Source organism: Deltaproteobacteria bacterium PRO3, assembly GCA_030263375.1.
GTDB lineage: Bacteria > UBA10199 > UBA10199 > DSSB01 > DSSB01 > DSSB01.
The window spans coordinates 15,836-35,574 of record SZOV01000003.1 but is presented as its reverse complement, the minus strand read 5'-3'; the positions used below and the strand labels follow the sequence as shown (position 1 = coordinate 35,574).

Genomic DNA, 19,739 nt, shown 5'->3' with positions numbered 1-19,739 from the left:
CCGCGAGCCCCCGCTCACGGCCTCCTCCCATTTCAATACCGGAAAGCGAACTGCGTGTAGAAGAAGTGCGAGGTGTCCGAGGGCCCCGTGTCCGAAAAGAAGGTCCCGGGGAAGAAGACCGAGTAGCCCACCAGCGCGTCGAAGTATTTCCAGGGCTTGAAGGTGAAGAGGAGGTCGAGCTCCTGGCCCGCGAAGTGCCCCGCCCCCGGCGCACCCGCCCGCCATTGCACGCCCGAGGCCAGGAAGGCCCCGTTGGCGGGGTCGGGCAGGAAGAAGGCGTGGTAGTCGAGCTTGGTCTTGAACCACTCGAGGGGCTGGGTGTCGAAGCTGAAGCGGATGTCGTGGAGGTTCTTCCACGAGAAGAGGTCCATATAGCCGTACTTGTCGTGGTTGGTCGGGAACAGGTTGTTGAAGGTCGTGACCTTGCCCGTGCCGGGGTTCTCGTCGCCCGAGGCGAAGTTGTACTCGAGGCCCAGCCGCGGCTTGAAGCCGAGGGGGAAGGTGTAGCCGAAGCGAACGTGCGTGGCGAAGGCGCTGACCGTGCTGCCGCCGGAGGTCCCGGTCTGATAAGCGCCTTCGAAGCCGTAGTCGTAGTTCTTCTTGAATTTGCCTTTTAGGCGGGAGCCGATCGTGACGATGCTCAGGCTGCCTCCGTTGAGGCCCGACTTGGAGCCGTGGAGGTAGAGGGCGTAGGCCTCCAGCTCGCCCTGCGGAAAGCCCTTCCAATGCCCGTAGGCCCCCGCGAATTGGTTCTCCTTGCCCGCCGGATGGATGCGGGTGCCGAAGAGGTCGAGCCAAAAATGCGCGTTCTCCAGGCGCACGACGGCGCCGTCGAAGCTGCGGCCGAGATTGCTCCAGTTGAAGGCGCCGATCAAACGCTCGTCGCCGTAGATCAACTCTTGGCGGCCCATCTTGAGGCTGGTGACCAGTGGCGCGTCATTTTTCAGGTAGAGGAAGGCTTGGTAGAGCTTGCGCCGGTCCGGCACCTTGAAGATGGAGGTGGCGTTTTGGCCCAGGGTCTCGGAGTCCTGGAACATCGCGAAGAGCCGGACGTAGCTCGTGGGATTCAGGTCGAGGTAGACGCGGGTGCGCAGCAGGACGAAGACGTCGTTGTCCGGTACGGCGCTGTTGAGGTCTTCGTTGGTCCTCAGCTCGACGCGGGTGCGGAACTCGCCGCCGACCTTCACTTGATCGGGCCACAGCTTGGGCTCGGGTTTGCCCGCGGCAGGCTCGGCCCGAAGGCCCAAGGGCCAGGCGAGGGCGGAGATGAGGATCAGGCTTCGCAATATGGGATAGAAGGATTTTTTCATGCTCCCACCTTAGCCCGGATCCGCGCCAGGCCCAATGATCCCCATCATCCGGTGGGGATGATCTAGATCATGAGGTTTGCGACCGAATTCTAGCTTCTTTCGGCGGTGGCGTCATCGCCTTTGAAAAACTTGCAGGTGGAGATGGGGCCCCTGGGCCGTCGGCAGGACGGCATTGGAGTCCAAAGGAAGGTTTGGGAGGGGGCCGTCGAAAATTTCGCGCCAATGCGAGGGGTCTAAACGGGGGAGGCTGGAGCGGATTGTCTCCGAGGGATGACGCGTTGGACGATGGTCTGTTTGAATCACCAGATAGCCTCCTGGCCGGACGTCTCTTCCCAAATATCCCTCGCTTCTCGAGGCGGCGAGTCGATGCAGGAACAAGGGTTCCGGGTTGGCCCAATAGGCGATGTCCGCGGCACCGGCCAAATCCAGCTCGTTCCGGGGGGTGATGGATATCCGTTCTTGGAGGGGCGTCGGAATATCGGTTTCCAAAATCGCCTGGTAAATCGTGCTGGAGAGGCCGTCGACATCCTTGACTCGGATGCGGCTTCCCAAAGAGGCCAGGGTGACGGCGATGTCCAACAGTACTCCCGGGCCGTTTTCGACGACTTCGAGGTCCTGCATATTTCGACCGGTCGCCAACAGCCTATGGAGGGCTTCCAGCCGGCGGTGGCGCCATTCACCGTTCGCCAAGGACTGGATACGGGAAGATCCTGCCGCGACCGCCGCGTACATGGAGCTGCGGGAATTCGGCAGCTCCCGAAGTAATTGCCGGATGGCAAGATCCAACGACGCCGCGGGGACGACGAAGCCCTCGCGCAAATTGCCCTCCAAAGAGCTCTCCGGTGCCGATTCTGCGGTTTTGCCCTGGAATTCGGGGGACGGGGTTTCCAGGAAGGCAGCGGCGGGTATTTCGAAGCGAAATCGGCTTCCTTCGCTGGGACGACTGCTTACCCAAAGAGGGCCCCAGCCTAGAGAGCGGAGGCCCGCGATGACGGAGGTCAAGCCTAGCCCTTGGGATCGGGCGATGTCCCTTCGCCCCTCGCGAAAACCGCTTTCGCCCAGCGTGGCGAGATGTTCCGGAAGGATCCCGATGCCGTCGTCTTGAACGGTGACCCTCAGGCCGCCGGAGCCGGAAGGTTCGGCGGTGATGCGAATGAGGGGTCGTTCGGAAGAGCGATAGCGCGCCGCATTGGCGACGAGGTTGGCGACGATGTCCCCGGCGATTTTTGTCGTATCGCGTCCCGCGGCGAAGCGAAGATCATCCAGGGAATCTCGATGCCATTCCCGTCCGATCCATTGAAAGACCTCGGGCGTATCCACGCTGGCTCTCGCGATTCCGTCCCGGATGGCCCCCGAGGCGGAAAAGCCGCTTCCGGGGGAAAACAAGTAGGCCTGTTGGTAGGGGCGAATCGGATTGCCGAGCAGAACGGTTTCGAGGGCCAGCTTGGCCATCGTCAAGGGTTCGGTCCGATATTGCAAATCGTGAAGGACCAGCCGCAATCTCTCTCGCGAGTTGTTATCTCTTGAGCCCAAGGGGTCGGAATGCCTCCGGCGACTTCGCAAGGTATCCCAATGGCCGTGGAAGGCCTCGAGTCTGGCCGTGACCGTCCGCAAAAATCCCCTCAATCGCCGATGTTCTTTCGAGATCAGGGTGGCGCCTCCGGAGATTTTTTCGTTCAAACGCCGGAGCTCCGGAAGAAAACGGCCGAGGACGGACCGGCTCTGCTCCATGAAGGCGTCACCCCACTCGGAGATCAGTTGCGGATATTCCTCCACAGAGGCGGTTTCGCTTGGTGGTTCGGTAAGGGGATTCGTCGCCTTGTCGGGAAGGGTTCGAATCGCCGCAAGCGGCGTAGGCTTTTCTCCCCCCGTTTCGTGGAGGGAGACAGGGGGTCTTTGCGGTTCTAGACGGGTCGAGGCCGCGACGGTGCCGGCCTCGGTGCCGCAGGCCGCGCCGGCGGGGAGGAGAGGGGGATCCGGAAATTTAACGGACATGAACAGGGCTTGCCGAGCGCCAAGGGACTCGCTTCTTGCCTCCAAAATATTTTGCCAGGCTCTCAAGCTGCCGAAGGTCCCGTTCATCAGGCGGCCTGCCACGTTGAAGTGCAGCAGGGTCGCCAGGGAGTCGATCCAGGGGTTCGAGTCGAGTGCCGGCCCTCTCAAACCGAAGTAGTTTTCCAATCCATGCCCGAGGCGGAGCCCCGAGAGCATGCCGCCCTGGAAAAATACCTGATAACCGAGGCCGCGCTGCGAAACTCCGCCCAGGGCGCGATGCAGGGCATGGCCGCCCGCGAGGCCCAATTTCAGGCCTCCGAGCGTCAGGTATGCGGAGGTTAGCTCCCGTGCCAGGCTGCGGGCATCCCATTCTTGCGGCCTGCCCAGGAGGGTGTTGCCGAGCCGCGCTGTCAGCGTGAAAGCGGGGGCCTCCAAGAGGAAGGCGCCGCTTGCCGCCACGGTTCGGCCCAGGAAGCCCCGGGTCCATGGAGCGGCTTCCGCACCGGCGAGCCGCGCCAGAAATCCCAAGCGCGCGGCGCCAAACACCATGCTAGCGGTGGTCATGGCCATGAGGGCGGCGGGATCCGCCGCGGTTTCCACGAAGTGGCGCAGCAGGTGCTCGGCTCGAGCCGAGGGCGAACCGCCCCCTTGGAGGACTTCCAGGCGTTCGCGGGCCCGGCGGCGCAGGCCGGCAGGGACCGCGGCGTTCTCCGATAATTCGAAATATACCGAAGTCGCGATTTCGAGATGGCCACTGGTTTCTTGGCGGGCGGCTAAGCCGAAGGCGCCCTCCCAATAAAGGATGGGATCGACCTCGGAATTCAGGGAATTCCACTCGCGGCGCGCGGAATCCAACAATGCTCTGGTATCAAGGCGCATGAAATTTCCTTAGGAGCGCCCTTCTTCGCCGTTATTTTCGTCTTGTTGTCAAGAAATTGTCCCTTCCTCTTTTCGCAAATATTAATTTAGCCTAACCGGGATCCCCGTCGGGCCGTAGAATCCCGTGATCCGGTCGGGGTGTTCCGGAGTTTGGGGCGGCGAGGGCAGGCGCGACAATTCCTATTTCGCGGTTTGATATAAATCATTATCATTTAGTGTATCCGGCCGTTTGGGGAATTGGGGGCAAGGGTGGGAAGCGATCCCGGCAAGATAGAGATAGCCGATTTCGATCTGCTGCGTCATAGCCTGAGTCAGCAGGACACGAAGGTCGTCCTGTCCCTGGGGGGAGGCGGGGTGAGGATGTTCGCCCACGCGGCGGTCTTCGATTTCCTCGGCAAACTGGGGGTGTCCGAGCGGATTTCGGAGGTCTGGGGTTCCAGCGGCGGCGCCATCATGGGCTCCTTGTTCGCGATGGGGATGAGTCCCGAGGAGATGAAGGGCATCGCCGGCGTCGCCTTCAAAGGCAAGATCGTCCGCCATCTTCCGGGCTACCTCTCCTTGGCGAAGCGGATGTTCCTGGACCTCTTGGGGCTTTCGAAGCAAAGCGCGAGCCTCCAGATATTCCGGGATTATCAGCGGCAGCTGGAGGACTTCTTGAGCAAGGTCCTCGAGGGGCGCCGCTTTCAGCGGAGGTTCTTTTGCACGGCTTTCAATTTGGAGACCCAGGAAAACGAGGTGCTGGGGAGCGAGCCGGCCCATGATTTCTACGGCGCCGACAAGGTTTACCGGACCGATGTCTTGGATGCGGTGATGGCCTCCAGCGCAATCCCGGTGCTCTTCGAGCCGCGAGTCATCCGGGGCGAAGGGGTCGAGCGCCGCTACATCGACGGCGCCCTGATCGAGGACGTTCCGACTCAATCGGTCTACAAGAAGTGGATCCGGGACAAGGAGTTCGGCGTGGAAAAATCGCGGCAGCTCCTGCTGATCACGGTCACGCTCCAGCCCTCCGCCTTCGTCTCCACAAACCTGCTGCAAAGCAGCCGGTTTCGCCGGCTGCCCGGTTTCGAGCATGTGGTGATGTCGCTCAACTGCGCGGAGTACATGCGCAAGGCGGCGACCAAGGCCAACAAGAAGATGCTCCGGCAGGACCCGAACGTGGAGCTTTGGGATCTCAATATCACCGTTCCGAACGGGGGCATGCTGAGCCTGGACCTGATTCCCGGCGTCATGGAGGCGGCGGAGGCCTCCGTGCCCATGGAATTCCGGCGCATCGGGGCGGAGATGATTTTTTAGCGATGGGGCGGTTCCTGCATGCGGCCTCCCCGGTCGAGGGCCTGCACCTCGATCTTCACGAACTGCCGCCGCCCGAAGGGGAAATATCCGCAACTGAACTCACTGCGTTTGCGGTCCCCCGCTTGGTCGACGATCTCGAAGACCCCCGTCGAGTCGAAATAACGGTGCTTCGCCCTCCGGATCGCGCGCAGCGCGCGTTCCCACCCCTCCGCATCGCAGAGCCCTTCGAGCCCCATCCGCTTCAGCTCCGCGAAGGAGCGGCCGGTCAAGTCTTCCGCCTTGAGATTGGCCGCGACGCAGCGGTCCAAGGCCTCGGTGAAGAAGAAGATCGCGCTTAGGCCCCGGTCGAAGAGGTTGCGAAACAGGTCGTAAGTGGTCATGGCCCGCGGCGCGGCGAAGCGCGTGCCTTGGAGCACCTTGCTTTGGAGGATGGTCGCGAAGCGATGGACGCTGACCGGGCCGGCGAAATAATCGTCGACGACCTGGCCGCTCACCAATTCCCCGTGGTCGCCGATCGTCTCGTGGGGATCGAAGAGGATCAGCTTCCCCTTGAAGCCCTCCACCAGCCAGGTCATGACGTGGTTCTCAAGCTCCGCGGTGCGGTCATCGGCGAACAGGACGACCATATTGGGACGCCCGGAGGAGACGGCTTCGTCGGCGGCGTCGAGGTCGGGGACGAGGTGGATGTCGTGGGAGCTGAGATCGACTTGGGAAATAGAGACCGGCGGATGGACTATCAGGATGCGGTGTTTCAGCGGCTCTGCCGGCCCGGACTCTTCCGGGCGCTCCGGTGTTTCCATGGACCTAACCCCCACTCCGGGGTTTATCTTACTCCGAAACGCCGTTTTCCACCAGCTGCGCCAAGACCTCGACGATATCCGGCGAAATCAGAGACGCGTCCCCCGGTTCCTCGTACATGATGGAGCCCGCGTTCTGGGTATGGTCGAAGCCCAGGCAGTGGCCGATCTCGTGGGCGATTACCGGGAAATCGGAGGCGACCTCCGTGGGCAGGTAGATCGCGCAGATCTGCCCCTCGGGGAAGCGCAGCGATCCAGCGCGGGCGTCCTCGAGCAGGTCCTCGTAGGGGCCGATGTAGACGAGGAAATTCGCGGTCGGGTCGCGGTCGATGACGAGCAGGCCCTCGTGGGCGTCGTTCCACATCTCGACGGCCAGGGCCAGGGCGTTGAAGTCCCCCTGCTGGGCGTCGATCTCGGTGGCGAAGGAGATGCGGTAGGGCGGGCTTAGGCTCTCGTAGACGTTCGGCTCGCGGAGGTAGGCGTCCCAGCCGCCGCAGGCGGAGAGGGAGGCGAGGATCCCGAAGGTGACGGCGATGCGGCGCATGTCCCGGCCTTAGCCGAGGCGGAGGGGGGAGTCTAGAGCGAATTGGAGCGAGAGGGCGTCGGACTTGGGGCTAGGCTCCGTGACCCGATCGCACTTGGTTTTTCCCGTCAAAGCCGGACAACCTTCTTCTGCGGAAGCCCCTTGGTCGCGTTCCGCGTGTCCACGATCAGCGGGGCCTGGGCGACGATCCGGCGGTAGTCGAAGTCCTGGTGGTCGGTGAGGATGACCGCGCAGTCGCAATTTTTAAGCGCAGCGGGGCTTAAGGGCTGCGAGCGGTAGCCGGCGCCCTCGGTCTTCCACTGCGGGACATGGGGGTCGGAATAGCTCACTTTGGCGCCGGCCTCCTCCAACAGCTTGGCCACCTCGTAGGCCGGCGACTCGCGGACGTCGGAGACGTTTTTCTTGTAGGCCACGCCCAGCAGCAGGATGCGCGCGCCCTTGAGGGCCCGCCTCCGCTCGTTCAACGCGGATTGGATTTTTTGGAAGACGTAGTGCGGCATCTCCTGGTTGATCTCGCTGGCCAGTTCGATGAAGCGCGTCGTGTAGTTCATGCTGCGCAGCTTCCAGGAGAGGTAATGCGGGTCGACGGGGATGCAATGCCCGCCCAGGCCCGGACCGGGATAGAAGGGCATGAAGCCGAAGGGTTTGGAGGCCGCCGCGTCGATCACCTCCCAGGTATTGATCTTGAGCTTGTCGCAGATCTGCGCGATCTCGTTGACCAGGCCGATGTTGACCGCGCGGAAGGTATTTTCGAGGAGCTTGACCATTTCCGCCGTTTGCGAGCTGCTTACAGTTATGACCTTATCGGCGACGTTGCGATACAACGCTGCGCCGGCCTGGGTGCAGGCCGCGGTGATGCCCCCGATGATCTTGGGGGTGTTTTTCAGGCCGAAGCGCGGGTTGCCCGGGTCGATGCGCTCGGGGGAGAAGGTGAGGAAGAAGTCCTTCCCGGCTCGGAATTTGGCGGACTGTAGTTGCGGCAGGACCAGCTCCTCGGTGGTGCCCGGATAGGTCGTGCTCTCCAGGACGATCAGCTGGCCGGCGCGCAAGGTCTTTTTCAGCTCTTCGGTCGCGTGGACAATGTAGGAGATATCGGGGTCCCGGGTCTTGCGCAGGGGTGTGGGGACGCAGATCGAGATGCAGTCCAGCTTCCGGGCGAGGCCGAAGTCCTGCGTGGCCTTGAGCTTGCCGGCCCGGACCAGGTCCCGGACCAGGCGGTCGGGGATGTCCGGGATGTAGTTGCGCCCCGCCTTCAGGGCGGCGACCTTGCCGCCGTCGACGTCGATCCCGGTCACCTCGAAACCCGCCTCGGCGAAGGCCACCGCCAGGGGCAGGCCTACGTAGCCCAGGCCGATGACGCCCACCCGGGCAGAACGCCGCTGAATCTTATCCATCAGGACATCCAGGCTGTTTTTTCGCAGAACTCGCATGCTTAGACCTTCGTTTTTTAGGTTTTGCCCGACAACTTTTCCGGGTGCGGGTCGATAAATTTAAATAGAAAGAAGTTTTTTCGGTTAATTTACTATCTAGCGGTTATCCTTTGCAATTTTTATTCCGTTCCGCAAAGGGTCCGCCGGGGCGTGCCCGAGAATGACACGTGGCGTTACCTCCAGCGTTGACGCTGGGGAGGGCTCTGTGATACAAGCCTCCGTCCCTGTCATTCAAAAACCGTTCCGATGCATACTCAGGAGGTTGGCTCCATGGCCAAGGGTCTAGCTAAGCAAGCATTTTCCGAACTTCCCTTCAAAGTTGGCGATAAGGCGGTCTACCCGGCCCATGGCGTCGGCGAGGTCAAGAGCATCGAGAGCAAGGAGATCATGGGGGCCAAGCAGACCTTCTACGTCCTCCAGATCCTCGACAGCGGCATGAAGATCATGGTCCCGACCGCCAACGTCAACGCGGTGGGCCTGCGCGAGGTCATCTCCGACCAAGAGGTCGATGACGTCTACGAGATCCTCAAGCAGCGCGACGTCCACATTGACAACCAAACCTGGAACCGCCGCTACCGCGAGTACATGGACAAGATCAAGACGGGATCGGTTTACGAAATTGCCGAGGTTTTGCGGGATCTTAGCCTGCTGAAGTTCAAGAAAGAACTCAGCTTCGGCGAGCGCAAGATGCTCGACACCGCCAAGTCCCTGCTCATCAAAGAGCTGGCGATCTGCGAGGCCCGCGAGGAAGACGAGATCGAGGAAGAGATCAACGAGATCTTCAAGTCGGCCTAAATTCCGTTGTTTTTTAAAAGACCCCCTTCGCGCTGCGGAGGGGGTTTTTTTATGCCTCGGCGGCCACCGAGAGGGGGAGCTCCGCCTTTCCGGTCCCGCCGCGCTTGCTTTCCAACTCGAATTCCACCTCCCAAAGGATGCCGTGCCTGGTTTGGGCTCGGCTGAGGACCAGCGAAGGCGGCGCCATCTCCCGCGCGGGATAGGGAAGCTCGGCTTGGAAACCGCCCGAGACCGAGGGGCGCAGCGGGACTTCCACGGAGGCGATGGGGTTGAATTTCGACAGGCTCGACTCGGAATAGACGAACTCCCGCGCCACCAAGCGCGCCCGACCCTCCCCGGTGACCTTGTCGCCTCGGCCGGAAACCCGCAGCCGGGCCTCGGCCCCCTCGCCGACCCGCTCGGCCCGCATCCGCAGTCCTCCCAGGCGCCGCCAGCGCCGCGCCCGCGGTATCGCGATCCAGGCCAGTGAGAAGGCGACGATGCCGGCGCCCACCGCCGCCTTGTGAAAGTCGGGATTCGAATTCCAGAACCCGAGAAAAATCAGCAACAGCGTCGCCGTCAGAAAAAAGCCGAAGAACCAGGGGGAGAGCGGAGGATTCAGAGAATGTTCGGCCGGCAGGCCGACCAAACGGTACTGGATGTCGCGGGGCGGCTGCATCCCTTCGAGCACCAGGCGGATGGTGGTTCCGTCTTGGGTTCTCGCGAGGACGGTGACGGCGATCTCGAGCCACTCGCCCGTGAAGGGCGTTATCCAAGGCGGGATGGGAAGCTCGAACTCGGCGCCGCCGTCGGGGCCGGGTTTTAGGACAACGCGGAGGGGAGGGGCCTCCTTTTCGCACATCCAGGGCTCCGGAATGGGAAAGGCCTTGTGCTTCTTGGAGATCATCCCCAGTCCCACGGTTACCGGGGTGTCCGAGGCTCCCTCGGTCAAATCCAGCCGACAGCGCAGGATCTTGTCTCCTGCTTGAGGAGGGTGGGCGGTCAGCGTGAGTCCTTTTTTGGTACAGGTCCAGGCGGTTCTCATCGAGGGCGGATAACAGCAAAAATGCTTCGGTTTGACAAATACCCCGCGGGTCGCTACATCCTTATCCCACGTTTCTCATCTTTGGCGGCGGTCCTGCGGGACCGTTGTTACGTCTCATAAAGCTTTAGTAATACCGGGTTAAGGGGTTGATTTTCATGAATTCCGTGTGGGCGATTCTGGTGGCGGGGGGGACGGGTACCCGCTTCGGGGCCCAGGTGCCGAAGCAGTTCCTGCCGCTGGCGGGACGCCAAGTCCTCGAATACGCCTTGGAGCTCTTCGCCGCGAGTCCCCTCTTCGAAGGGGTGGTCTTGGTGCTTCCCCAGGACTTCGTTTCCGAGTGGAAGGCCCGGCTGCAACAGGGACCCTGGTCCCGGGTCCGGGTGACTGCGGGCGGGCTGACCCGGCAGAAATCGGTTCAGAAGGGCCTGCAGCTGGTCGACGGTCAGGCCGAATGGATCCTCATCCACGACGTCGCCCGGCCGCTCGTCACCGAGGAGATCCTGCGCCGCACCCTGGCCGGGGTCCAAGAGACCGGCGCCGCCGTGACCGCCGTGCCGGTGGCCGACACGCTCAAGAAGAGCGACGAGCGGCAATACGTGCAAAAGACGGTCTCGCGGGACCGCCTCTATCAAATTCAGACCCCCCAGGCCTTTTCCAAAAGCCTCCTCGACGAGGCCCTGGAGTGGGCCGAGGCCAAGGGTATGGACGCCACCGACGAGGCGGGGCTGGTCGAGGGCATGGGCCACAAGGTGCGCCTGGTCGAGGGCTCGGTCGCCAACTTCAAGATCACCCGGGCCGAGGACCTCGAGATGGCCGCGGCCCTGCTGGAGAAAAGAAAGTCCGTTATGAGCCAAGAATTCCGCATCGGCGAGGGCTATGACGTCCACGCCTTCGTCCCGGGCCGCGACCTGATTTTGGGCGGCGTCAAGGTCCCCTTCGAGCAGGGCCTGCAGGGCCATTCTGACGCCGACGCCCTGCTGCACGCGATCTGCGACGCGATGCTGGGCGCGGCCGCCGAGGGCGATCTGGGCAAGCACTTCCCCGACACCGACCCGCAATTCAAGGGCGTCTCCAGCCGCGTCCTGCTGGCCGAGGTGACACGCCGGGTGCAAAATAAGGGTTTTACCGTCGCCAACGTCGATGCTACGGTGGTCTGTCAACGGCCCAAGCTGGCCCCCCACATCCCCCAGATGCGGGAGATCATCGCGGCCGCCTTGGGCGTCCCGGTCGACCGGGTCAGCGTCAAGGCGACGACCGAGGAGGGCCTGGGATTCACCGGTACCATGCAGGGCCTCGCGGCGCGCGCCGTGGTCCTGTTGCAGAAGAGAGGGAGTCCACCATGATCCGAGTCCGTTTCGCCCCCAGTCCCACGGGGCTGCTCCATCAGGGGAACGTCCGCACCGCCCTGTTCAATTTCCTCTTCGCCCGGCGCCAGGGCGGCAAGCTGATCCTGCGCATCGAAGATACGGACCAAGAGCGCTCCCAAGAGAATTACGAGGCCGCCATCCTCGAAGACCTGAAGTGGCTGGGCCTGAGCTACGACGAGGGTCCCGACCGCGGCGGCGATTTCGGCCCCTACCGGCAGAGCGAGCGCCTCAACATCTACAAGAAATACCTGCAGCAGCTCGAGGCCCAGGGCCAGGTCTATCCCTGCTTCTGCACCCAGGAAGACCTCGAGGCCGAGCGCCGCAAGGCCATGGCCAGCGGCAAGCCCTACCGCTACAGCGGGAAGTGCCGCGAGCTCTCCGCCGAGGACCGCAAGGCCAAGCTTGAGGCCGGCACCGCGCATACCTATCGATTCAAGGTCGAGCGCGAGATCGTCAAGTTCACCGACCTGGTCTACGGCGAGAAGGTCTTCGACACCCTGACCATCGGCGACTTCGTCATCGCGCGCTCCAACGAACTGCCGCTCTACCTCTTCGCCTGCGCGATCGACGATTGCCTGATGCAGATCAGCCACGTGATCCGCGGCGAGGACGGCATGTCCAACGCGCCCCGGCAGATTCTTTTGCAGAGGGCCCTTGGCTTCACTCCGCCGCAATTCGCCCATCTCCCGCTCATCCTCGGGCCCGACCACACGTTGCTCTCCAAGCGCAACGGCAGCACCTCGGTGGGCGAGCTGAAAGCGAAGGGCTATCTGCCGCCGGCCATCCTCAACTACCTGGCCCTGCTTGGCTGGGCGCCGCCCGAAGGCAAGGACATCGTTCCGCCCGAGAAGCTCGTCGAGAGCTTCGACTTAGGCCGCGTCTCGCGCAGCAGCGCGATCTTCGACTGGGCCAAGCTCGACCACATCAACCAGGTCTACATGATGCAGCTCAGCGAGGAGGACTACCTCGCGAAGGCCCGCGAAGCCTTGGCCGCGGCGAATTTCGCCCCGGGACAGACCCCCGAGGAAAATCTCCGCAAGGTCCTGCTCGCCCTGCGTCCCAACGTAAAGAATTTTTCGGAAATCCCGGGATGGATGGGCCTGCTCCTCGGCCATCCTCAGCCGCAAAACGACGAGGCCCGCGAGGTCTTGAACGCCCCCGAGAGCCGCAAGGTCCTCGAGACCCTGGCCAAGCTCATCGAGGCCCGCGAGGACGAGATGAACGCGGCGAGCTACGAACAGATCCTCGAGGAGCTCAAGAAGAAGACCAAGATTAAGGGCAAGAAATTGTTCATGCCGGTCCGCGTGGCCCTGACGGGGGGGACGGAAGGTCCCGAGCTCGCCGCGCTGGTGACCGCGCTCGGCAAGACCCAAGTCCTAGAAAGAGTTCGCAGTGCCTTTGAGAATCTACAACACGAAAAGCCGCAATAAAGAAGACTTCCAACCCCTGAACCCGCCGCGCGTCGCGATGTACGTCTGCGGGATCACCGCCTACGACTACTGCCACCTGGGCCACGCCCGGGCCTCGGTCGTCTTCGACGTCATCTACCGCTACCTCAAGTTCAAGGGCTACGAGGTCCGCTACGTCCGCAACTTCACGGACATCGACGACAAGATCATCAAGCGCGCCCATGAGCGAGGCCAAGACTGGAAGCAGGTGGCCGAGTTCTTCATCCAGGCCTTTTTGGAAGACATGAAGGCCTTGGGCAATCAAGCGCCCGGCGACGAGCCCCGCGCGACCGACTACATCGCCGAGATGCAGGCGATCATCGCCAAGCTGGTCGAGAAGGGCATCGCCTATCCCGCCAAGGGCGACGTCTTTTACTCGGTGCGGAAGTTCCCGACCTACGGCGAGCTGGCGCAGAAGAACCTCGAGGAGCTCGAGGCCGGCGCCCGCGTCGAGGTGCAAGAGGCCAAGAAAGACCCGCTGGATTTCGCCCTCTGGAAGGCCGCCAAGCCCGGCGAGCCGGAGTGGGCCTCGCCCTGGGGGCAGGGCCGCCCCGGCTGGCACATCGAGTGCTCGGCGATGAGCACCAAGCTGCTCGGCCCCTCGCTCGACATCCACGGCGGCGGCCGCGACCTGATCTTTCCCCACCACGAGAACGAACGCGCCCAGTCCGAGGGCGCCTTCGAGAAACCCTTCGTCAAATATTGGCTGCACAACGGCTTCGTCAATCTCAACGCCGACAAGATGAGCAAGTCGACGGGAAATTTTTTGACCATCCGCGACGTTCTGGCCCAGTATCCGCACGAGGCGATCCGCTACTTCCTGCTTTCCGCGCATTACCGTTCGCCGCTGGACTTCAACGAGGGCAACATGAAGGAGGCCTTGGCGGCGGTCGACCGCGTCTACCAGACCTTGCAAAGGTTGGAGGAATGCGGCCCGGGCCGGGACGGGGCGGGGCCGGAATCGGCATGGTCTGCCGTGGAAGATTTTCCGGCCGCCTTCGAGGACGCGATGGACGACGACTTCAACAGCGCCCAGGTGCTGGGCGTTTGCTTCGAGCTGGTGCGCGAGATCAACAAGTTCCTCGACGCCGGCCCCTCGGCCTCCCACCTTGAAAAATACCGCGCCGAGGTCAAGAATGCCCTGGCGCGGGTCGGCGCCTGTCTGGGGCTTTTTGCCCAGTCGCCCCAAGCCTATTTCGAGACGCGCAAGCGCTTCACCTTAAGCCAAGGGGCCTTGAGCGAGGCCGAGATCCTGCAAAAGATCGCGGAGCGCAAGGAAGCCCGCCGCAACAAGGATTTCAAGATGTCCGACCGCATCCGAGACGAACTCTCCGCCCAAGGCATCCTCCTCGAGGACAAACCGGACGGGACGACCACCTGGAAGGCGAAATAGGTGGATTATGGGGAAGGACAGGATCGCCCGTTACGCGCAGAGGATCGCCGAGCACGCCGACGCCAAGTGGGTGGCGCCGGTTTTTTTCCTCCTGTTCTTCCTCGACAGCCTCTTCGTCTTTATTCCCTGCGACAGCCTCCTGGGTACCACCGTCGCGATCCGTCCGAGACACGTCGTGAAGTGGCTCATCGCCTCCGTCCTCGGCGTTGTGGCCGGATTGGGACTGGTGGTGTTAGCGAGTTACACCTTCCTGCACGGCTATCTCGACACCCTGGTGAACAACAATTCCCTGTATTCCGGCGTGAACGACATCGTGCAGCACGCCCAGGCTTACGGCTACCTCGAGCTGACGATCAGCGTCTTCACCGTCGTGCCCTGCGTGATCGGCGCCATCGCCGCCGCCATGATCGGGATGAATCCCTGGGCGGTCTACGGGATCGTCGTGGCGGCCAAGCTGCTGCGCGTGTTTTTGGCGGTCTGGATCATCCACTCGGGCGGAACCTTGCTTAAGCGCATCGTGCGGGTGTATTTGAAGATACCTGTATGAAGAAGTGTCGAAGTGCCTAAGTGTCTAAGTGTCAAAGTTGATCTGTGCCTAGAGGTTTAAATATAAAAAATTTGGCGAAAGAAACTTAGGCACTTAAGCACTTAGGCACTTGATTCTATGTTGATTCGCCCCTTCCAAATCGTCTCTGACCTCAAACCCCGCGGCGACCAGCCGGGGGCCATCGAGGCGCTGAGCGCTGAGTTCGCGTGCGGCAGCAAGCAGCAAACCCTGCTCGGTGTCACCGGCAGCGGCAAGACCTTCACCATGGCCAACGTCATCCAGCGGGTGCAGAAGCCCACCCTGGTGATGGCCCCCAACAAGACGCTGGCCGCCCAGCTCTACCGCGAGTTCAAGGACCTCTTTCCCGAGAACGCCGTCGAATACTTTGTCAGCTACTACGACTACTACCAGCCCGAGGCCTATGTCCCGGCCCAGGACCTCTTCATCGAGAAGGACTCCTCGATCAACGAGGAAATCGACAAGATGCGCCACGCCGCGACCCGCGCCCTGCTCGAGCGCAACGACGTCATCATCGTCGCCTCGGTGAGCTGCATTTACGGCCTGGGCTCGCCCGAGGCCTACCACGGCCTGCTCGTCTTCGTGGAGGCGGGGAGCTCGGTGAACCGCAACGAAATGCTCAAGGAGCTGACCAAGATCCAGTACACGCGCAACGACTTCGACTTCCACCGCGGGACCTTCCGCGTGCGCGGCGACGTGGTCGAGGTCTTTCCCGCCCACGAGGAGGACAAGGCGATCCGCATCGAGTTCTTCGGCGACGAGGTCGAGTCGATTCAGGAGGTCGACCCGCTGACCGGCAAGGCCCTCCAACAGCTGGAGAAGATTGCTATCTACCCGGCCAGCCACTACGTCACCTGGGACGACGCGATGAGGCGCGCGGTGGTTAACATTCGCGCCGAGCTGGAGGAGAGGATCAAGTTCTTCCACGAGCACAACAAGCTGCTCGAGATGCAGCGCATCGAGCAGCGCACCCGCTTCGACCTCGAGATGATGGAAGAGATCGGCTTCTGCAAGGGCATCGAAAACTACAGCCGCCACCTGACCGGCCGCAAGGCGGGACAGCCGCCGCCGACCCTGCTCGACTATTATCCGAAGGAATTCCTCTTGATCCTGGACGAGTCGCACATCACCGTCCCTCAGGTCCAGGGCATGTATAACGGGGACCGAGCGCGCAAGACCACGCTCGTCGAGTACGGCTTCCGGCTGCCCTCGGCCCTCGACAACCGGCCGCTGCGCTTCGACGAATTCATGGGCCTGACCGACCAGATCCTCTATGTCTCGGCGACGCCGGGGCCTTACGAGCTGGAACACAGCGGCGACGCCGTGGTCCGGCAGGTGATCCGACCCACCGGGCTTTTGGATCCGACCGTCGACGTCCGCCCGGTCAAGGACCAAGTGGACGACCTGATCGAGGAGATCCGCAAACGGATCGCCCGCGATGAGCGCGTGCTGGTGACGACCCTCACCAAGAAGATGGCCGAGGATTTGGCGAAATACTTCGGCGAGGTCGGCTTGAAGGTTCGCTATTTGCACTCCGACATCGAGACCATCGAGCGGGTGGCGATCATCCGCGACCTGCGCAAGGGGGAGTTCGACGTCCTGATCGGGATCAATCTGCTGCGCGAGGGACTCGACATGCCCGAGGTCTCGCTAGTGGCCATCCTCGACGCGGACAAAGAGGGCTTCCTGCGCTCGACGCGCTCCTTCATCCAGACCTTCGGGCGCGCGGCGCGCAACGTCAACGGACACGTCATCCTCTACGCCGACCACGTCACGCAGTCGATGGCCCAGGCTATTCAGGAGACGCGGCGCCGCCGGCAGCTGCAGGAGGCCTACAACCAAGAGCACGGCATCACGCCGCAGACGATTCGCAAGAATATCCAGGATATCCTGACCAGCGTCGAGGAGCAGGACTACTTCACCGTCCCCACCGAGGCCGAGGGCCTGCCGGAGGCGGTGGAGGTCGAGGCGATCCCGGCCATGATCGAGGCCCTGCGCAAGGAAATGAAAAAGGCGGCCGAGGCCCTGGATTTCGAGACGGCGGCGCAGAAGCGGGATCGGATCAAGGCCTTGGAACAAGTGGCGATGACGGTCGGGGTGAAGGTTTAATGCGCCGCATGGCTCGGCACCGGCGGGACCCCCGCCGGAAGGGCCGAATTTCCGGTATCCTCCGGCTTGTCCTTCTTTCCGGAGTAGCTGCTCACCAAGGCCGCGATCAGCGCGGCGAAATACGGAAAGGCCTGAATCACGAGCGCCGCGGCCCACAACACCGCCTGATGGTTGACCGTGCCGAAGACGTCCAGGATGCCCCACGATAGGGTCACCAAGGTGATCGACAGCAGCAGCTCGTCGTAGACGTTGGAGACGGCCTTCAGCAGCGGGGCCGAGGATTCCTTTTTGGGCGTACGGTAAAAGGGCTTCGAGCGCGTGGACAGGCCCTGCAGGACCGCCTTGGCGATCTTGTGGGTGAGCGAGCCGCCGGCGATCATTGCGAGCAGGGTGCGGCGCTTGCCGATCTTGACCCGCGTCGTGTAGGTCCAGAGCGTCCCGAAGATCCGCAGGACGACCAGCAGTAGCGCCGGATAGATGAAGATCGGTTCGGGGAAGTCCGTGTGCTTGGGATTGAGGATGAGTAAAAGGCTCCAGACGATCGCGGTGAAGGTGAAGAGCATGTGCAGCGCGTCGCCGATCCACGGCAGCCAACCCTTCACGAACTGATAGCGCTGGGCGAGCGTCAAATTGCCCTTCAGCCCGGCGAAGATCATCCAGTGCCGCTTCAAAATGCGCATCGCGCCGTAGGCCCAGCGGAAGCGCTGCTTGGCGTAGGCCTCGTAGGTCTGCGGCACCAAGCCGCGGCCGAAGGCGTGGTCGAGGTAGATCGACTTCTTGCGGTCGTTCAGGATGCGCAGGCCCAGCTCGGCGTCCTCGCAGATGCACCACTCGGCCCAACCCTTCAGCTTGAGCAGCTCGGCCTTGTCGATCAGCGTCATCGTGCCGTGCTGGATGATGGCGTTGTGCTCGTTGCGCTGGACCATCCCGATGCGGAAGAAGCCGCTGTACTCGTCGTTCTCCATGCGGGTGAAGATGTTGCGCTCCCAGTCGCGGTGCTCCTGCGGGGCCTGGACGAGGGCGACCTCGGGGTCCTGGAAGTAGGGCACGGTGGAGGCCAGCCAGTCGGGCTCGACGATGTAGTCCGCGTCGACGACGCCGACGATCTTGGCCGCCGGGTTGGTCTCTTTGAGCGCGAAGTTCAGGGCGCCCGCCTTGAAGCCCGGCCAAGAGCCCAGCGAGAAGAAGCGGAAGCGCGGGCCCAGCTCGCCGCAACGCTTTTCGATGGGCTTCCACATCTCGGGGTCGAGGGTGTTGTTGTCGACGACGATGACCTCGAAGTTGGGGTAGTCCAGGCGGGCGAGGCTGTCGATCGTGGCGATGACCATCTCCGGCGGTTCCTTGCAGCAGGCGAGGTGGATCGAGACCATCGGCAGGTCCTTGGCGGCGACCGGGTCGGGCTTGAGCGGGAGGTATTTCCGCTGCAGCGCCTTGGCGCCGACCACGTCGGCGATCTCCGCCGCGTCGGTCAGCAGGATGACGGCGAGCAGGACTTGGGCCGAGATCATCACCGACCAGAAGACGATGTCGCCTGGCGACATGTATTGGTCGCTGGCCTCGCGGGCCAGCTGGGTGGCCAGCGCGATGGCCGCCTGGAAGATCAGGACGGTGAAGACCTGGCCGCGGATCTTCAGGTCGGGCCGCCGATACAGGAAGAGGGCCGCGGAGAGAAAGCCGAGGACGGTCGAGCAGAGCGCCCACCACTTCCAGTTAGGGTCCTCCAACACCGGGCCCTGGATCGGAAACTTGTCGCGGCGGTCGGCGTCCATGACGCCCCAGTGCTCTCCCGCCCGCCCTTCGATGGCGGATTTCCAGGGTTGGTCGAAGGCCTCGATGATGTTGTAATCGATTTTTCGTTCCTTGGCCTTCGCCATGAATTCACGCACGAAGGTCGCCTGATTGGCGAGCGTCGCCTGGGCGGCGCCGCGCTGGGGGCCGTCGCTGGGCCAGCCGGTCTCGGCGATCATCACCATTTTTTTCGGGAAGGAGATCTTGACCGCCTCGTAGGCGCCCAGGACGTAGTCCACCGCCTGCGCGATCGGCTTCTCCGCCCAGTAGGGCAGGACGTGGATGGCGATGTAGTCGACCTCTTTGGCGAGCTCGGGGTGCATCAGCCAATAATCCCAGGGCTCGGCGGTGGAGACGGGGACCTTGTATTTTTTGAGCTTCTTGCGCGCCTGCGCTAGGTACTTGACCAGCTCCTCGCGCGGCACGGTGTTCTGCAGCTGGGTCTCGTTGCCGATGATGACGCGGAGGACGTTTTTGTTTTTTTGCGCCAGCTTGATGACCGCGTCGACCTCCTCCTGGTTGCGGTTGTTGACCGGATTTCCGTCGAGGTAGGCGGAGGCGATGACCTTGATGTTGTATTTCTTGGCGAGCTCCGGGACCTGCTCGAGCCCGCCGATGGAGCTGTAGAGACGGATCGTGTCGGTCTTCGAGGCCAGGATCTTGAGGTCGGCCTCCAGCTCCTCGGCGGTGAAGGGCTTGCCCTGGAAGGGGCTTTGGTTTTTCTTGTAAGGGTTTACCGAGAAGCTGTTGAGGGGATAGGAGCTCTCGACCATGTAGCGCGGCTTGTTGATCTGGGTCCAGATCAAGACGTTGACCGCGACGGTGGTCAGGAGGATCAATAGTGTCGAGAGGCGCATGAAAATTCTTCCTCAACCCGAGGCGCGCTGCCATTAGCACCGAATGATGAACAATTCCAGAGCTTTAAAACGCGCACGGCCCGTCCTATTATCTGAGGAAATCGTCCGGGGTTGCGTTTAAAAAACAAAATAATTTCAATAGGTT

General features: G+C 62.5%; 14 protein-coding genes. 7 read left to right on the top strand and 7 right to left on the bottom strand.

Annotated elements, in window-relative coordinates; all coding sequences use genetic code 11:
- Positions 1 to 32: 32 nt before the first annotated feature.
- Entirely contained in the window at positions 33 to 1,310 is a 1,278-nt protein-coding gene (locus FBR05_01025; GenBank protein MDL1870768.1) for a hypothetical protein, read from the bottom strand.
- 111 nt (positions 1,311 to 1,421) lie between these two features.
- Positions 1,422 to 4,184 (bottom strand): ATP-binding protein, encoded by a 2,763-nt coding sequence (locus FBR05_01020; GenBank protein MDL1870767.1) that lies wholly within the window; start codon positions 4,182 to 4,184, stop codon positions 1,422 to 1,424.
- Positions 4,185 to 4,433: 249 nt separating this feature from the next.
- Here FBR05_01020 and FBR05_01015 point away from each other — a divergent pair, with 249 nt between their 5' ends.
- Positions 4,434 to 5,477 carry a hypothetical protein gene (locus FBR05_01015; GenBank protein MDL1870766.1) on the top strand — a complete coding sequence of 348 codons (1,044 nt, stop codon included), beginning with the start codon at positions 4,434 to 4,436 and terminating at the stop codon, positions 5,475 to 5,477.
- On the opposite strand, the gene FBR05_01010 is transcribed toward FBR05_01015, so the two are convergent.
- The 3 genes from FBR05_01010 to FBR05_01000 all read right to left on the bottom strand — a co-directional run bounded on the left by FBR05_01010 (position 5,474) and on the right by FBR05_01000 (position 8,248).
- On the bottom strand, positions 5,474 to 6,277 hold the full coding sequence (locus tag FBR05_01010) for a hypothetical protein (protein MDL1870765.1): 804 nt from the start codon (positions 6,275 to 6,277) through the stop codon (positions 5,474 to 5,476). The genes FBR05_01015 and FBR05_01010 overlap by 4 nt on opposite strands.
- A gap of 28 nt (positions 6,278 to 6,305) precedes the next feature.
- Positions 6,306 to 6,818: a matrixin family metalloprotease gene (locus FBR05_01005; GenBank protein MDL1870764.1), complete on the bottom strand. Its 513-nt coding sequence runs from the start codon at positions 6,816 to 6,818 to the stop codon at positions 6,306 to 6,308.
- A 107-nt stretch (positions 6,819 to 6,925) separates the two neighbouring features.
- Positions 6,926 to 8,248: a nucleotide sugar dehydrogenase gene (locus FBR05_01000; protein ID MDL1870763.1), complete on the bottom strand. Its 1,323-nt coding sequence runs from the start codon at positions 8,246 to 8,248 to the stop codon at positions 6,926 to 6,928.
- 270 nt (positions 8,249 to 8,518) lie between these two features.
- On the opposite strand from FBR05_01000, the gene FBR05_00995 reads away from it, so the two are divergent.
- Positions 8,519 to 9,043, top strand: a complete 525-nt coding sequence (locus tag FBR05_00995; protein MDL1870762.1) for a CarD family transcriptional regulator — start codon at positions 8,519 to 8,521, stop codon at positions 9,041 to 9,043.
- Between the two features lie 49 nt (positions 9,044 to 9,092).
- On the opposite strand, the gene FBR05_00990 is transcribed toward FBR05_00995, so the two are convergent.
- Positions 9,093 to 10,067 (bottom strand): hypothetical protein, encoded by a 975-nt coding sequence (locus FBR05_00990; protein ID MDL1870761.1) that lies wholly within the window; start codon positions 10,065 to 10,067, stop codon positions 9,093 to 9,095.
- A 155-nt stretch (positions 10,068 to 10,222) separates the two neighbouring features.
- On the opposite strand from FBR05_00990, the gene FBR05_00985 reads away from it, so the two are divergent.
- The 5 genes from FBR05_00985 (at position 10,223) to uvrB (ending at position 16,949) form a co-directional block, all read left to right on the top strand.
- Positions 10,223 to 11,410, top strand: a complete 1,188-nt coding sequence (locus tag FBR05_00985) for a 2-C-methyl-D-erythritol 2,4-cyclodiphosphate synthase (protein ID MDL1870760.1) — start codon at positions 10,223 to 10,225, stop codon at positions 11,408 to 11,410.
- Complete coding sequence (locus FBR05_00980; protein ID MDL1870759.1) at positions 11,407 to 12,864, top strand: glutamate--tRNA ligase; 1,458 nt, start codon at positions 11,407 to 11,409, stop codon at positions 12,862 to 12,864. Before FBR05_00985 ends, FBR05_00980 begins: the two co-directional genes overlap by 4 nt.
- Entirely contained in the window at positions 12,827 to 14,275 is a 1,449-nt protein-coding gene (locus FBR05_00975) for a cysteine--tRNA ligase (protein ID MDL1870758.1), read from the top strand. The genes FBR05_00980 and FBR05_00975 overlap by 38 nt, the downstream gene beginning before the upstream one ends.
- A gap of 7 nt (positions 14,276 to 14,282) precedes the next feature.
- Positions 14,283 to 14,822 carry a hypothetical protein gene (locus tag FBR05_00970; protein MDL1870757.1) on the top strand — a complete coding sequence of 180 codons (540 nt, stop codon included), beginning with the start codon at positions 14,283 to 14,285 and terminating at the stop codon, positions 14,820 to 14,822.
- A 123-nt stretch (positions 14,823 to 14,945) separates the two neighbouring features.
- Positions 14,946 to 16,949 (top strand): excinuclease ABC subunit UvrB, encoded by a 2,004-nt coding sequence (uvrB, locus tag FBR05_00965; GenBank protein ID MDL1870756.1) that lies wholly within the window; start codon positions 14,946 to 14,948, stop codon positions 16,947 to 16,949.
- Here uvrB and FBR05_00960 read toward each other — a convergent pair.
- On the bottom strand, positions 16,946 to 19,594 hold the full coding sequence (locus FBR05_00960; protein MDL1870755.1) for a glycosyltransferase: 2,649 nt from the start codon (positions 19,592 to 19,594) through the stop codon (positions 16,946 to 16,948). The genes uvrB and FBR05_00960 overlap by 4 nt on opposite strands.
- Between the last annotated feature and the right edge of the window lie 145 nt (positions 19,595 to 19,739).